Consider the following 13812-nt stretch of genomic DNA (forward strand, 5'->3'; position numbering starts at 1 on the left):
CGGCCCGCGGGGGCGGCAGACTGACCCGGTGATCATCGGGGTGGGCATCGACGTGGTGCCGGTCGAGCGGTTCGCGGAGTCGCTCACCCGCACGCCAGGTCTGCGCGACCGTCTCTTCACCGCGGCCGAGCAGGTCACGCCCTCGGGCAACCCGCGCACCGGTGAGTCGCTGGCCGCGCGGTTCGCGGCCAAGGAGGCGCTGGCCAAAGCGCTCGGCGCCCCCGGCGACCTGCACTGGCACGACGCCGAGGTGACCGTCGGCGAGCACGGCCGGCCGCACCTCGCGGTGCGCGGCTCGGTCGCCGGCCGTGCCGCCCAGCTGGGCGTCTCGTCCTGGCACGTCTCGCTCAGCCACGACGGCGGCATCGCCTCGGCGGTCGTGATCGCCGAGGGCCTCGGCCGGGACGTCCCGTGATCGGGCTGCACCCCGCCGCCGAGGTCCGCGCCGCCGAGGCGCCCCTCCTGGCCGCGCTGCCGGCCGGCGCGCTCATGCAGCGGGCCGCGACGGGCCTGGGCGTCGTCTGCCTGCGGTTGCTCGGACGCACCTACGGCAGGAGCGCCGTCCTGCTGGTGGGGGCGGGCGACAACGGCGGGGACGCGCTGCACGCCGGTGCGCTGCTCGCGGGGAGGGGTGTGCGGGTCACCGCCGTCCTGCTGGCTCCCGAGCGCGCGCACCCCGGCGGGCTGGCCGCCCTCCGGCGGGCCGGCGGCCGGACGGTCGCCCCCGACGACGCGGGACCGGTCCTCGACCGCGCCGACCTCGTGCTCGACGGGATCGTGGGCATCGGCGGGGTCGGCAGCCTGCGCCCGCCGGCCGCCGCACTGGTCGAGCGGGCCGCGTCGGGACCGGCGCTCATGGTGGCCGTCGACGTGCCGAGCGGGGTCGACGCCGACACCGGCGCCGTCGAGGGTGCTGCCTTCCCGGCCACGCACACCGTCACGTTCGGCGCGGTGAAGCCCGGCCTCGTCGTCGGCGAGGGGCGCGCCTGCGCCGGTGAGGTGCACCTGGTCGACATCGGCCTGACCGAGCACCTGCCGCCCGCGAGGGCCTGGCAGCTCACCGACGACGACGTCGCGGCCCGGCTGCCCGTGCCGGAGGCCGGCGACGACAAGTACTCGCAGGGCGTGGTGGGGATCGTCGCGGGCTCGACGACCTACCCCGGGGCCGGGGTGCTGTGCACCGGCGCCGCCCTGCGCACCCGGCCCGGGCTCGTCCGCTACGCCGGGACGGCGGCCGACGGCGTGCGGGCGGCGTGGCCGGAGGTGATCGTGACCGACGGCCGGCCCGCGGACGCCGGGCGGGTGCAGGCGTGGGTCGTGGGCCCGGGGATGGGCACCGACGACGACGCGCGCAGCGTGCTGGCCGAGGTGCTGGCCACCGACCTCCCGGTGCTCGTGGACGCCGACGCGCTGACCCTGCTGGCCGCGGAGCCGGACCTGGTGCGCGGCCGTTCCGCGCCGACGGTGCTCACCCCGCACGACCGCGAGTTCGCCCGGTTCGGGTTCGAGGTGGGCGCCGACCGCATCGCGTCGGCCCGGCGGCTGGCCGCCGACCTGGGTGCCGTCGTCCTGCTCAAGGGCGAGGCCACGGTGGTCGCGGACCCCGGCGGCACCGCCTGGGTCAACGCCACGGGCACCCCATGGCTGGCGACGGCGGGTACCGGCGACGTGCTCTCGGGCATCGCCGGGGCGCTCCTGGCCACCGGGCTCCCGGCGGCCGAGGCGGCGGCGGTGGCGACCCACGTGCACGGCCGGGCCGGGCAGGCCGCCTCCGCCGGTGGGCCGCTGATCGCCGGTGACCTGGTGCGGCACCTGCCCGAGGCGATCGGCCGGGTGCGCGGTGCCCGAACGGAGCGCCTGCCAGACTCGGCTCCGTGACGAACGGGACCGGGGCCGAAGTCGTGGTCGACCTCGACGCGATCGCGGCCAACACCTCGGTGCTGCGCGAGCGCGTGGGGCGGCCGCTGATGGCTGTCGTGAAGGCCGACGGCTACGGCCACGGCCTGCTGCCGGCGGCCCGGGCCGCCCTGGCCGGGGGTGCCGACCAGCTCGGCGTGGCCGTCCTCGCGGAGGGGCTGGCGCTGCGGGCCGCCGGCATCACCGCGCCGGTGCTGGCCTGGCTCCACGGCCCCGGTGCCGACTTCGCCGCGGCGCTGACCGCCGACCTGGAGGTGTCGGTCAACGCGGGGTGGGGGCTGGCCGAGGTGGTCGCCGCCGCGCGGGCCACCGGCCGGCCGGCCCGGCTGCACCTGTGCGTGGACACGGGGCTGTCCCGCGAGGGCGCGACCACGGCCGAGTGGCCCGAGCTGGTCGCCGCGGCGGCCCGCGCGCAGGCCGACGGCGACGTCACCGTGGTCGGGCTGTGGAGCCACATGGCCTACGCCGACGCCCCGACCCACCCCACCATCGGCTCCCAGGTGCGGGTGTTCGAGGAGGCGGTGGCGGTCGCCCGTGCCGCCGGCCTCACCGACGCCCGCCGGCACCTGGCCAACTCCGCGGCCACCGTCGCCCTGCCCGACACCTGGTTCGACATGGTCCGCCCGGGGATCGCCGTCTACGGGCTGGACCCGCTCGGCGGGAACGCCGCCGACCACGGGCTGCGGCCGGCGATGAGCGTGCGGGCCCGCGTGGCGCTGACCAAGCGCGTGCCGGCCGGCGCCGGGGTGTCCTACGGCCACACGTACACGACGCCCGCGGAGACGACGCTCGCCCTGGTGCCGGTCGGCTACGCCGACGGCGTGCCCCGCGCCGGCGGGAACTCCGCGCCCGTCCTCGCGGCCGGTGCGCAGCGCACGATCGCCGGCCGGGTGTGCATGGACCAGTTCGTCGTCGACGTCGGCGACGCCGCCGTCGCGCCGGGGGACGAGGTGGTCCTCTGGGGTCCCGGTGACGCCGGTGAGCCGACCGCCCAGCAGTGGGCCGACGCCGTCGGCACGATCCACTACGAGCTGGTCACCCGGATCGGGGGCCGGTTCGCCCGCCGCTACGTCGGCTCCGCGGGAGCGGTCTGATGGCCCGCGCGAAGCCCCCGGCCCCGAAGCACCCGCGCGGCCACACCGCCGGCGTGGTCGGCGCCGTCCTGGGCCTGGCCGCCGCCGGGACCGCCGCCGGCGTCGCGGTCAGCAAGATCGCTGCCCGGCGGGTGCGCGCCGCCGAGCTGGGGCCGGCGGCGGAGCTGCCGGAGAACCTGACCCCGGGCCAGCTGCGCCAGGTCGACCCGCTCGGCCTCGAGTCGCGGCCGGCGGACCGCACCGCGCTGGTGCAGACCGACGACGGCGTGCTGCTGGCGGTGGAGGAGATCGGCCCGCGGGACGCTCCGCTGACCGTCGTCTTCGTGCACGGGTACACGCTGTCGATGGCGTCCTGGGCGTTCCAGCGGCAGTCCCTCGGCGCGGAGCTGGCGACGGAGAACGGGCACCGGCCCCAGGCGCGGCTGGTGTTCTACGACCAGCGCGGCCACGGCGCCTCCGGACGCGGGAGGTCGGAGAACTCGACGATCGAGCAGGCGGCCCGCGACCTGCTGGCGGTGCTCGACGCCCGGGTACCCCGCGGGCCGGTCGTGCTCGTGGGCCACTCCATGGGCGGCATGACGATCATGGGCCTGGCGGCGCTGCGACCTAAGCTGTTCGGCAGCCGCGTCGTCGGTGCCGCGCTGGTGGCGACCTCCAGCGGCCAGCTGGCCGACCTGAACTTCGGCCTGCCCGACGTGCTCACCCGCGTGCGCGCGACCGTCCTGCCGGTCGCGGCGTGGACGATGCGCCACCGGCCGGCGTTCGCCGAGCGCACCCGGCGGGTGGCCGCCGAGCTGGTGTCGGTCGCCACGCGCTCGCTGTCCTTCGGCTCCTCCGACGTCGACCCGGCGCTGGGGCGCTACGTGGACGCGATGATCGCCGGTACGCCGGTCGAGGTGATCGCGGAGTTCTACCCGGCGATCGCGGGCCTGGACCACACGGGATCGCTGGCGCCGCTGCGCGCGGTGCCCACGCTGGTGCTCACCGGCGACCGGGACAAGCTGATCCCCCAGGAGCACAGCGACCGCATCGTGGAGCAGCTGCCGGACTCGGAGTACGTGGTGGTGGCCGGTGCCGGCCACATGGTGCAGCTGGAGCGGCCGGCCGAGGTCGACCAGGCACTGACCGCGCTGCTGCGCCGCGCCGGCGCCGGGCGGCCCCGGAGGTCCCGGTGAGCCCGGTGGGCACCGACCACGACGCCCGCACGGTGGCGGCCGCCGCCGCGGCCGCCCCGGACTGGACGTCGCTGGCCGCCGCGGCACGCACCTGCGTGGCCTGCCCGGAGCTGGCCGCGACCCGGCAGCACGTCGTCGTGGGTGACGTGCCGCCCACCGGTCGTCCCCGGCTCGTGCTGGTCGGCGAGGCGCCCGGGGCCACCGAGGACGAGACGGGGCGGCCCTTCGTCGGGAAGTCCGGCGCGCTGCTGGACCTGCTGCTCGGTGAAGCCGGGCTGGACCGCGCCGAGGCCGCCGTGCTCAACGTCGTGAAGTGCCGCCCGCCGGGCAACCGCACCCCGAAGGCGCCCGAGGTGGCACGGTGCAGCGGGTGGCTCCGCCGGCAGCTGGACCTGCTGGACGCGCCGGTGGTCGTCGCGCTCGGGCTGTCGTCGGCCAAGTGGTTCCTCGGGCCCCGCACCGTCCTCGCCGCCGTCCGCGGCCGTCCGCACGAGGTCGACGGCCGCTCGGTGTGGGCGACCTACCACCCCTCGGCGGCCATCCGGTTCGGCCCGAACGGCGCCCCGCGGGCGGGTCTGCTGGCCGACCTCACCGCCGTCGCCGCCACCCTGGGAGGAGCCCCGTGAACCGCGAGCACGTGCTGGCGACGCTCGCCGACACCCACGCGCTGGGCCGGCGGCTGGCCGACCTGGCGCGGCCGGGGGATCTGCTGGTGCTGGTCGGCCCGCTCGGCGCCGGCAAGACCGCGCTCACCCAGGGCATCGGCGCGGGCCTGGGCGTGCGGGAGCCGGTCACCTCGCCCACGTTCGTCATCGCCCGGGTGCACCGCGAGGGCCGGATCCCGCTGGTGCACGTCGACGCCTACCGGCTGGGCGGGCACGCCGACGTCGACGACCTGGACCTCGACGCCTCCACCGAGGAGTCGGTGACCGTCGTCGAGTGGGGGCAGGGGCTGGTGGAGCAGCTGGCCGACGAGCACCTCGAGGTGCGGTTGGACCGGCGCGACGACGAGGTCCGCACCGCCGTCCTGGTGCCGCACGGACCGGGCTGGGAGCAGCGGCTCGATTGAGGCGGTCAGCTCCGGAAGACGACCAGCCGGAGCACCACGAAGTTGACCGCCGTCCCCAGCCCCTGGGACAGCGCCCAGGCCAGCGGCACCCGCCACGAGGAGCCGGGGAGGGCCGTCAGGGCGAGGGCGTTGGTGGCCAGGATGACGACGAAGGTCGTGCCGTAGAGCAGCGCGAACGACGCCGCGCGCCGGCGGCTCCCGGGCACCGCGAACGCCCACCGCCGGTTCAGCGCGTACGCCGTCGTCGTGCCGGCGCCGAAGCTGAGCGCACGGGCCGCGTACGTCGCCAGCCCCAGGTGCAGGCCGAGCAGGTAGACGCCGAGGTCGACCAGCGCGCTCCCCGCGCCCACGATGCCGAACCGGACGAGCTGGCCGAACCACCCCGGACGGTCGGCACCGGTGCTGGCCACCTGGCTAGCCTGCCGCAATGACCACGGAGCGCTCTCCCCGGGTGGAGCTCGTGCAGCTGGACCGGGAGACCTTGCGTGCGCTCGCCGACGGCGACCTCGCCGCCGCCGAGGCGGGGGCGCCGGTGCCGCTGAGCCCCTACCTGGCCGGCCCGGAGTGCCGGCCGGTGTGGGATATCCGTGCGGTGCAGGTGGTCGTGGACCCGCCGAGCGCCGACTGGGTCACGCGTGTCGTCTGGGACCCCGAGCGCCGGCTGGCCGTGGGCCGGGCCGGCTTCCACGGCCCGCCGGACGGCGACGGCATGGTCGAGGTCGGGTACTCCATCGACCCGGACCACCGGCGGCAGGGGTACGCCCGGGCCGCGCTGCGTGCGCTGATCGCGTGGGCCGCGGACGCGCCGGGCGTCTCGGTCGTGCGTGCCTCGGTCAGCCCGGAGAACACCCCCTCGCTGAACCTGGTGCGCGCGCACGGGTTCGTCGCGGTCGGCGAGCAGGTCGACGAGGAGGACGGGCTGGAGATCATCCACGAGCGCCGCCCGTGACCGCGCACCCCTCATGGGGCGCCCTGGTGGAGCGGCTCGGCGGCACCGCCGGGGCCGCGGACTAACCTGGCCTGCCGTGCTCGTCCTCGCGCTCGACACCGCCACCCCGACCCTCGTCGCAGGCGTCGCTCGGTGGACCCCCGACGGCGGCGCGGAGGTGCTCGCCGAGCACGCCGTCCCCTCGGGCACGAAGCACGCCGAGCTGCTGACCCCGGCCATCCGCGGGGCGCTGTCCGACGCCGGGGTCGCGCTGGCCGACGTCGAGGCCGTGGTCACGGGGCTGGGCCCGGGACCGTTCACCGGCCTGCGGGTCGGCGTGGTCACCGCCGCGGCGATCGCCGACGCCCGGGGGCTGCCCGTCGTCGGCGTGTGCTCCCTGGACGCGGTGGGCTCGGGTGCGCGCACGGTCGTGACCGACGCCCGGCGCAAGGAGGTCTACTGGGCCACCTACGCCGCCGACGGCAGCCGCACCGACGGGCCCGCCGTCGTCCGGCCGGAGGAGCTCGGCCTGCCCGGACCCTTCACCGGGGACGCGGCGTTCGCCGCCCGGCTGGGCGCCGACGTCGCACCGGCCGACGTCACGACCGCGGGGCTGCTGCGCGCAGCGGCGGCGCAGCTCGCCGACCCCGCGTCCGCCGGCCCCCTGGTGCCGCTGTACCTCCGCCGGCCCGACGCGGTGCCGCCGACGTCGATCAAGGCGGTCACGCAGTGACCCGGCTCCGGCCGATGCGACTGGCGGACATCCCCGCGGTGATGGTGCTCGAGGAGGAGCTCTTCGCGCCCGACACCTGGACGGCGCAGATGTACCGCGAGGAGCTGGCCGAGACCGGTACACGCCACTACCTGGTCGCCGAGGACGGAGACGCCGTCGTCGGGTACGCCGGCCTCATCGCCTACGCCGACGAGGCGCACGTGGCGACCATCGGCGTCACCGGGACCCGGCAGGGCGAGGGCATCGGGGCGCAGCTGCTCGACGCGCTGCTGGCCGAGGCCGACCGGCGGCGCAGCCCCGTGGTGCTGCTCGAGGTGCGCGCGGACAACGAGCTGGCCCAGGGGCTGTACCGGCGGCGCGGGTTCGCCGAGATCGGCCGCCGGCCGAGGTACTACCAGCCCAGTGGCACCGACGCCGTGGTGATGCAGAGGGAGCGGTCGTGAAGCAGGAACCGATCGTCCTGGGGTTCGAGACCTCGTGCGACGAGACCGGCGTGGGCATCGTCCGCGGGCACACGCTGCTCGCCGACGCCCTGGCGACGTCGATGGCCGAGCACGAGCGGTTCGGCGGGGTGGTCCCGGAGATCGCCTCCCGGGCGCACCTGGAGGCGATGGTCCCCACGGTGCACCGCGCCCTGGCCGAGGCCGGCATCAGCGCGTCCGACGTCGACGCCGTGGCGGTCACCTCCGGTCCGGGGCTGACGGGCGCGCTGCTGGTCGGGGTGGCCGCCGCGAAGGCCTACGCCCTGGCCCTGGGCAAGCCGCTGTACGGCGTCAACCACCTGGCCGCGCACGTCGCCGTCGACGAGCTGCAGCACGGGCCGCTGGCCGAGCCGTCGATCGCGATGCTGGTCTCGGGCGGGCACAGCTCGCTGCTGCTGGTGCCGGACCTCGCGCAGGAGGTGCAGTCCCTGGGCCGCACCATCGACGACGCGGCGGGGGAGGCCTTCGACAAGGTGGCCCGCGTGCTCGGCCTGCCCTTCCCGGGCGGCCCGCCGATCGACCGCGCCGCCCGCGAGGGCGACCCGGGCGCGATCGCGTTCCCGCGGGGTCTCACCGGTCCGCGCGACGCGGCCTACGACTTCTCGTTCTCCGGGCTGAAGACCGCCGTCGCGCGGTGGATCGAGGCGCGCGAGCGGGCGGGTGAGCCGGTGCCGGTGGCCGACGTCGCCGCGTCCTTCCAGGAGGCCGTCGCCGACGTGCTGACCGCCAAGGCGGTGCGCGCGTGCAAGGACCACGGCGTGGACCACCTGGTGCTCGGCGGGGGAGTGGCGGCCAACTCGAGGCTGCGGGCGCTGGCCGAGGAGCGCTGCGCCGCGGCCGGGATCGTGCTGCGGGTGCCCAGCCCCAAGCTCTGCACCGACAACGGGGCGATGGTGGCCGCGCTCGGCTCGCGGCTGGTGGCCGCCGGCGTCGCGCCGTCGGCTCCCGACCTGGGAGCGGACAGCTCGTTGCCGATCGAGACGGTGAGCCGCTGACCCCGTGGTCACCGCAGGGCCAGCACCACGCAGACCACGGCCAGGGCCAGCGCCACGGGTGTCATGACTGCGCGTTCGGGCCGGCTGCGGGAGGCGGCGTTCATCGCGACGCCGAGGGCGAAGTAGCCCGCGAGCACCCAGATGCCGACCTCGGCCGCGCTGTCCGGGAGGACGTCGACGGCGCCGGCCGCCTGCAGGATGACCAGGGCGAACAGCGCGTAGAGCGCGATCGACACCGCGCTGGCGATCCGCAGCGGCACCGGCAGGACGTCGTGCCGGCCGCCCCAGGCGTACCGGCCGAGCGGCGCCCCGGCGGCCAGCACCACCTGCAGGACCGCCAGGCAGTTCAGGAGGACGACTCCGACCATCGCGACGATCATGATCACGCCGGCACGCTAGCGGCCCTCAGGTCCGGACGTCGCAGACCAGCGTTGTGGGTGCGCCGGCGACCCGGGTGACGACGACGGTCGCCGTCCCGCGGGCGTCGGTGCGCAGCTGGCGGGCGAGGGTCTCCGGCTCGATCGCCGACCCCCGCTTCTTCACCACGACCCGGCCGACCCCGCGCTCGCGCAGCAGGGCGCGGAGCTTCTTGAGGTTGAACGGCAGCACCTCGTCGATCCGGTAGGAGCTCACCCACGGGCTCTCGGCGGCGGCGTCGGAGGTCAGGTAGGCGATCGTCGGGTCGACCAGGGTCGCGCCGAGGTCGGCGGCGACCAGCGACACCAGCCCCGAGCGGATCACCGCCGGGTCGGGCTCGTGCAACCAGCCGCGCACCGGCCCGGCCGACGCCGGGCCGGGGTCGGAGTCCGCGGTCAGCTCGTGCACGACGCCGTCGCGAACGACCGTCGCGCGCCGCCAGGTCTCCGCCACCGCGGATCCCCACAGCAGCGCCTCGACGATCGAGCCGCCGACCGACACCCACTCCGCCTCGACCCCGGCCGGCACGCGGTCGTGGTCCAGCCCGGGGGCGACCTTGACCACCGAGGTCGGGACCTTCTCCAGCAGCTCGACCACCGTCGACCACGGGGGCGACCACGTGTCGGGGTCCAGCTGCCGCCTGCCGCCGGCACGGCGGGCGGGGTCGAGGACCGCTGCGCCGCAGCCGGCGACCTCCCGGCCCCGGGCCGCCGCCACCATCTCCACGGCGTCCCCGGCGACCACCCAGACGTCGTCGATCCCCAGGGCCTCCACGTTCAGGGCGGTGAGCTCGCGGGCGACCGGATCGACGTCGACGGCGAGCACCCTGGCCCCGGCGCGGGCGAGCGCGATCGTGTCGGTGCCCGCCGCGCACCCGAGGTCGGCGACGGAGTCGGCACCCCCGGCCAGCAGGCGGGCTGCGCGCCGCGCGGCGAGCTCGGGGCGCCCGGCCTGCTCCAGGGCGTCGGAGGTGAACAGCATCCGGTCGGCGTCGGCCCCGAAGGTCGCCCGTGCCTTGTGCCGCTGGCGCGCGATGCCCCAGGCAGGGCCGGCCAGGTCGGTGCCCACCTCGGCGCGCAGCCGGCTCAGCGCGGCGACCGCGTCGACGCGGTCGTCCAGCAGCGCCGCCGCCCGGGCCAGCGCCACCGCGCCCTCGGGCGTCGCCAGGGCGCGCAGCTGGCGCACCGTCTCGGCGGTCTGCTCCTCGGGTACCGGGTCCACCGGGACAGCGTGGCGTACGGACCGGTCCGCGCTCCGGTCACCCACCCCGGGGACCAGGTTGAGCGGCTGGCACTCTCGTAGGTAGAGTGCCAAAGCGACACGGGCTGGCGCCCGACCCCCGCGACGGCGGGTGCCCGGATCCCGTGCCACAGCATCAGCACCACCGCAGTACCGCACCACCATCCACAGCCGTCCGACACCGAAGGGGGCGTCACCGACGTGACGACCGCTACCAAGGTCAGCATCAAGCCGCTGGAGGACCGGGTCGTGGTCCAGGCCAACGAGGCCGAGACCACCACCGCCTCCGGTCTGGTCATCCCGGACACCGCCAAGGAGAAGCCCCAGGAGGGCACCGTCGTCGCCGTCGGCCCCGGCCGCATCGACGACAACGGCAACCGCGTCCCGCTCGACGTGAACGTCGGCGACGTGGTCATCTACTCCAAGTACGGCGGCACCGAGGTCAAGTACAGCGGCCAGGACTACCTCGTCCTCTCCGCCCGCGACCTGCTCGCCGTCGTGGAGAAGTGACCTCGCGTCACCCGCAGCACCAGTAAGTCCTTCGACCGCCCCGGGCGACCCGAACTCGGGTCCCGGGGCGGTCGTCTTTCGCCTGCACTCATTGATCGGACAAGCCCATGGCCAAGATCATCAAGTTCAACGAGGACGCCCGCCGGGCCCTCGAGCGCGGTGTCGACAAGCTCGCCGACGCCGTCCGGGTGACGATCGGCCCGCGCGGCCGCAACGTCGTCCTCGACAAGAAGTTCGGCGCTCCGACCATCACCAACGACGGCGTCACCATCGCCCGCGAGGTCGAGCTCGACGACCCCTACGAGAACCTCGGTGCGCAGCTCGCCAAGAGCGTCGCCACCAAGACCAACGACGTCGCCGGTGACGGCACGACCACGGCGACCGTGCTGGCCCAGGCGCTGGTGCACGAGGGCATGCGCAACGTCGCCGCCGGCGCCAGCCCGCTGGGCCTCGGCCGCGGCATGCGCGCCGCCGTCGACGCGGTGCACGCCGCCCTCGACGCCGCCGCCATCCCGGTGGACAAGCGTGAGGACATCGCCGGCGTCGCCACCATCTCCGCCCAGGACGCCGAGGTCGGCGAGCTGATCGGCGAGGCGATGGAGCGCGTCGGCAAGGACGGCGTCATCACCGTCGAGGAGAGCAACACCCTGCACACCGAGCTCGACGTCACCGAGGGCGTCCAGTTCGACAAGGGCTACCTCTCGCCGTACTTCGTCACCGACCAGGAGGCCATGGAGGCCGTCCTGGACGACGCCCTGCTCCTGCTGGTCAGCGGCAAGGTGAGCGCGCTCGCCGAGCTGCTCCCGCTGCTGGAGAAGGTGCTCTCGACCGGTGGCCGCCCGCTGCTGATCGTCGCCGAGGACGTCGAGGGCGAGGCGCTGTCCACCCTGGTCGTCAACTCCATCCGCAAGACCATCAAGGTCGTCGCGGTCAAGGCGCCCTACTTCGGTGACCGCCGCAAGGCGTTCATGACCGACCTCGCCGTCGTCACCGGCGGTCAGGTCGTCAGCGAGGACGTCGGCCTCAAGCTCGACCAGGTCGGCCTCGAGGTGCTCGGCACCGCCCGCCGCGTGACGGTCACCAAGGACGCCACCACCATCGTCGACGGTGGCGGCACCTCCGAGGCGATCGGCGACCGCGTGGCGCAGATCCGCCGCGAGATCGACGCCACCGACTCCGACTGGGACCGCGAGAAGCTCCAGGAGCGCCTCGCGAAGCTCGCCGGCGGCATCGGCGTCATCCGGGTCGGCGCGGCCACCGAGGTCGAGCTGAAGGAGCGCAAGCACCGCATCGAGGACGCCATCGCGGCCACCCGCGCGGCGGTCGAGGAGGGTGTGATCCCCGGTGGCGGTTCCGCGCTGGTGCACGCCGCCGCGGCGATCGACGCCCTCTCGCTCGAGGGCGACGAGCTGACCGGTGCCCGTGCGGTGCGCGCGGCGCTGGACGCCCCGATGGTGCAGATCGCGGAGAACGCCGGCTTCGAGGGCCGCGTCGTCGTCGCCAAGGTCCGCGAGGCCGGCGCGGGTCAGGGCTTCAACGCCGCGACCGGTGAGTACGGCGACCTGGCCGCCCAGGGTGTCATCGACCCGGTCAAGGTCACCAAGGCCGCGCTCGGCAACGCCGTCTCCATCGCGGCGATGGTGCTCACGACCGACTCCGCCGTCGTCGAGGCTCCCGAGGAGGAGCACGACCACGCCGGGGGCGGGCACCACACGCACGGCCACTCGCACGGCGGGCACGGCCACAGCCACTGACGGAGGGAGCCCCCTGCTGCGGCAGGGGGCTCCGTCCCGGCACCGCACGAACGAGAGGGCCGGTCCAGCGAATGCTGGACCGGCCCTCTCGGTGTTCGTGGGGGGTGTCAGACCCCGGCGGCGACTGCGGCGGGCTCGGCGGCGATCAGCCGGGTCCGCTCCTCCTCGCTCATGCCGCCCCAGACGCCGTACGGCTCGCGGACGGCGAGGGCGTGCTTGAGGCAGGCCTCCACCACCGGGCAGCGCGCGCAGACGGCCTTGGCCGCGGTCTGCCGCCGCGCCCGGGCCGGACCGCGCTCGCCGTCGGGGTGGAAGAAGAGGGACGTGTTCTCGCCACGGCACGCGCCGTGGAGCTGCCAGTCCCAGACCTCGGCGACGGGCGTCGGGAGCCTGCGGATGTCGGCCATGTCTCCTCCTGGACTCGAAACGAGCCGGAAGGAAGCTGTCCGGCTGCAAGGGGCCGGGTGCCCTCGCCGTCCCACCGTCAAACACGGCCGATTCGCAACTTTTTGACGACGTGTGCTGCATCACCCCTGTTCGGGGCGCTCACCCCCGGGGGTGAGGGCGTCTGTCGGAGGCCCCCCGAGTCGATCAAGGTGGCTCCAGGGCGCGCCGACGACCGGGTGGGGGAGTTACCCGGATCCGGTGCGCGGCCCGCGCAGAGGTGGAGGGCTCCCGGGTGGAGCCCTCCACCCGAGCGACAGCCGGCCGGGCTTCCCGGCCGGTCGGGGGACCCCGGCGCGAGCCGGGGAGAGCGAGGAGCAGTCGTGATCGAGGACAGGATGCGCGCGCCGGTGCACGGCGCGACGGTGTGGGTGTACGACGAGCGGCGACGGGTCCGTGACGACGTCGCCTCGCGGCTGGTCGCCCTGCCCTTCGTCGGCCGGGTCGAGGTGGTCGGCGACGGTCAGTCGCTGATGTCCCGCCTGGCCACCCGCAGCCCCGACGTCCTCGTCGTCGGCACGCAGCGTGCCGTCGACACCGGCCTGTCGGCCGCCACCCAGGCGCTGCGCGCCCACCCGGGCCTCCCGGTGCTGGTGCTCGGCGCCCCGGACGACGCCGAGAGCGTGCGCGCCGCCGTCGCCTTCGGCGCCCGCGGGTACCTGCGCTGGGACGCCACCCCGATCGAGATGGGCCTGGGCCTGTCCCGGGTCGGCCTCCGTGCCGACGGGCGCATCCCGGTGCAGCAGGCGCCCCAGCCGGCCATGGCCTGGAGCGGCGCGGCCCCGCTGGCGGGCTCCGCACCCACCACGGTCCGGTCGACCGTCCGCGAGACCACGCCGTCGCCGGCGCTGTCCATGCGGGAGATGCAGGTGCTCACCGGGATGAGCCAGGGCAAGAGCAACGCCCAGATCGGCCGGGAGCTCTACCTGTCCGAGGACACCATCAAGACCCACGCCCGGCGGCTGTTCCGCAAGCTGGGCGCGAAGGACCGCGCCGAGGCGGTCGCGCTCGGCTTCCGCCGCGGCATCATGGCCTGACTCCGGGAGCGCTGACCA

The 13812-nt window shown here is 75.8% G+C and carries 17 protein-coding genes; 13 read left to right on the forward strand and 4 right to left on the reverse strand.

Translation table 11 applies throughout. The annotated features are described in order from the left end of the window. The first annotated feature begins 28 nt into the window (after positions 1–28). Genes DQ244_RS10080 through tsaE form a run of 6 tightly spaced genes read left to right on the forward strand, consistent with a single transcriptional unit; the run spans position 29 to position 5255 of the window. Positions 29–415: a holo-ACP synthase gene (locus DQ244_RS10080; RefSeq protein ID WP_113811339.1), complete on the forward strand. Its 387-nt coding sequence runs from the start codon at positions 29–31 to the stop codon at positions 413–415. Further along, positions 412–1878, forward strand: a complete 1467-nt coding sequence (locus tag DQ244_RS10085; RefSeq protein ID WP_113811340.1) for an NAD(P)H-hydrate dehydratase — start codon at positions 412–414, stop codon at positions 1876–1878. Before DQ244_RS10080 ends, DQ244_RS10085 begins: the two co-directional genes overlap by 4 nt. Beyond that, positions 1875–3011 carry an alanine racemase gene (gene alr / locus DQ244_RS10090; RefSeq protein ID WP_113811341.1) on the forward strand — a complete coding sequence of 379 codons (1137 nt, stop codon included), beginning with the start codon at positions 1875–1877 and terminating at the stop codon, positions 3009–3011. The genes DQ244_RS10085 and alr overlap by 4 nt, the downstream gene beginning before the upstream one ends. Then, positions 3011–4186, forward strand: a complete 1176-nt coding sequence (locus tag DQ244_RS10095; RefSeq protein WP_113811342.1) for an alpha/beta fold hydrolase — start codon at positions 3011–3013, stop codon at positions 4184–4186. The genes alr and DQ244_RS10095 overlap by 1 nt, the downstream gene beginning before the upstream one ends. Beyond that, positions 4183–4812: a uracil-DNA glycosylase gene (locus DQ244_RS10100; protein ID WP_113811343.1), complete on the forward strand. Its 630-nt coding sequence runs from the start codon at positions 4183–4185 to the stop codon at positions 4810–4812. The genes DQ244_RS10095 and DQ244_RS10100 overlap by 4 nt, the downstream gene beginning before the upstream one ends. After that, positions 4809–5255 carry a tRNA (adenosine(37)-N6)-threonylcarbamoyltransferase complex ATPase subunit type 1 TsaE gene (gene tsaE / locus DQ244_RS10105; protein ID WP_113811344.1) on the forward strand — a complete coding sequence of 149 codons (447 nt, stop codon included), beginning with the start codon at positions 4809–4811 and terminating at the stop codon, positions 5253–5255. The genes DQ244_RS10100 and tsaE overlap by 4 nt, the downstream gene beginning before the upstream one ends. Before the next feature lie 5 nt (positions 5256–5260). Here tsaE and DQ244_RS10110 read toward each other — a convergent pair whose 3' ends face one another. Next, entirely contained in the window at positions 5261–5665 is a 405-nt protein-coding gene (locus DQ244_RS10110; RefSeq protein WP_113811345.1) for a GtrA family protein, read from the reverse strand. A 17-nt stretch (positions 5666–5682) separates the two neighbouring features. Between DQ244_RS10110 and DQ244_RS10115 the strand changes: the two genes are divergently transcribed. The 4 genes from DQ244_RS10115 to tsaD all read left to right on the forward strand — a co-directional run bounded on the left by DQ244_RS10115 (position 5683) and on the right by tsaD (position 8393). After that, the gene (locus DQ244_RS10115; RefSeq protein ID WP_113811346.1) at positions 5683–6204 is read left to right on the forward strand and encodes a GNAT family N-acetyltransferase; all 522 of its coding nucleotides are present in this window, start codon (positions 5683–5685) and stop codon (positions 6202–6204) included. Positions 6205–6280: 76 nt separating this feature from the next. After that, complete coding sequence (gene tsaB, locus DQ244_RS10120; RefSeq protein ID WP_113811347.1) at positions 6281–6916, forward strand: tRNA (adenosine(37)-N6)-threonylcarbamoyltransferase complex dimerization subunit type 1 TsaB; 636 nt, start codon at positions 6281–6283, stop codon at positions 6914–6916. A gap of 14 nt (positions 6917–6930) precedes the next feature. Then, positions 6931–7359, forward strand: coding sequence for a ribosomal protein S18-alanine N-acetyltransferase (gene rimI, locus DQ244_RS10125; RefSeq protein WP_113811566.1), 429 nt, complete (start codon positions 6931–6933; stop codon positions 7357–7359). After that, entirely contained in the window at positions 7356–8393 is a 1038-nt protein-coding gene (gene tsaD / locus DQ244_RS10130) for a tRNA (adenosine(37)-N6)-threonylcarbamoyltransferase complex transferase subunit TsaD (RefSeq protein ID WP_113811348.1), read from the forward strand. Before rimI ends, tsaD begins: the two co-directional genes overlap by 4 nt. A gap of 8 nt (positions 8394–8401) precedes the next feature. Here tsaD and DQ244_RS10135 read toward each other — a convergent pair whose 3' ends face one another. Both DQ244_RS10135 and DQ244_RS10140 read right to left on the reverse strand, forming a co-directional pair. Next, complete coding sequence (locus DQ244_RS10135; protein WP_233491333.1) at positions 8402–8773, reverse strand: hypothetical protein; 372 nt, start codon at positions 8771–8773, stop codon at positions 8402–8404. A 25-nt stretch (positions 8774–8798) separates the two neighbouring features. Further along, entirely contained in the window at positions 8799–10031 is a 1233-nt protein-coding gene (locus DQ244_RS10140) for a THUMP-like domain-containing protein (RefSeq protein ID WP_158544509.1), read from the reverse strand. Positions 10032–10250: 219 nt separating this feature from the next. Here DQ244_RS10140 and groES point away from each other — a divergent pair, with 219 nt between their 5' ends. Then, positions 10251–10559: a co-chaperone GroES gene (gene groES / locus DQ244_RS10145; RefSeq protein ID WP_113811350.1), complete on the forward strand. Its 309-nt coding sequence runs from the start codon at positions 10251–10253 to the stop codon at positions 10557–10559. Positions 10560–10666: 107 nt separating this feature from the next. After that, positions 10667–12313: a chaperonin GroEL gene (gene groL, locus DQ244_RS10150; protein ID WP_113811351.1), complete on the forward strand. Its 1647-nt coding sequence runs from the start codon at positions 10667–10669 to the stop codon at positions 12311–12313. Positions 12314–12420: 107 nt separating this feature from the next. Here groL and DQ244_RS10155 read toward each other — a convergent pair whose 3' ends face one another. Further along, on the reverse strand, positions 12421–12720 hold the full coding sequence (locus DQ244_RS10155) for a WhiB family transcriptional regulator (RefSeq protein ID WP_104523745.1): 300 nt from the start codon (positions 12718–12720) through the stop codon (positions 12421–12423). Positions 12721–13095: 375 nt separating this feature from the next. Between DQ244_RS10155 and DQ244_RS10160 the strand changes: the two genes are divergently transcribed. Beyond that, complete coding sequence (locus DQ244_RS10160) at positions 13096–13794, forward strand: response regulator transcription factor (RefSeq protein ID WP_199580357.1); 699 nt, start codon at positions 13096–13098, stop codon at positions 13792–13794. Positions 13795–13812: the final 18 nt, after the last annotated feature.

Origin of the sequence: Blastococcus sp. TBT05-19 (assembly GCF_003319095.1) — a bacterium.
In the GTDB taxonomy this organism is placed as follows: domain Bacteria; phylum Actinomycetota; class Actinomycetes; order Mycobacteriales; family Geodermatophilaceae; genus Blastococcus.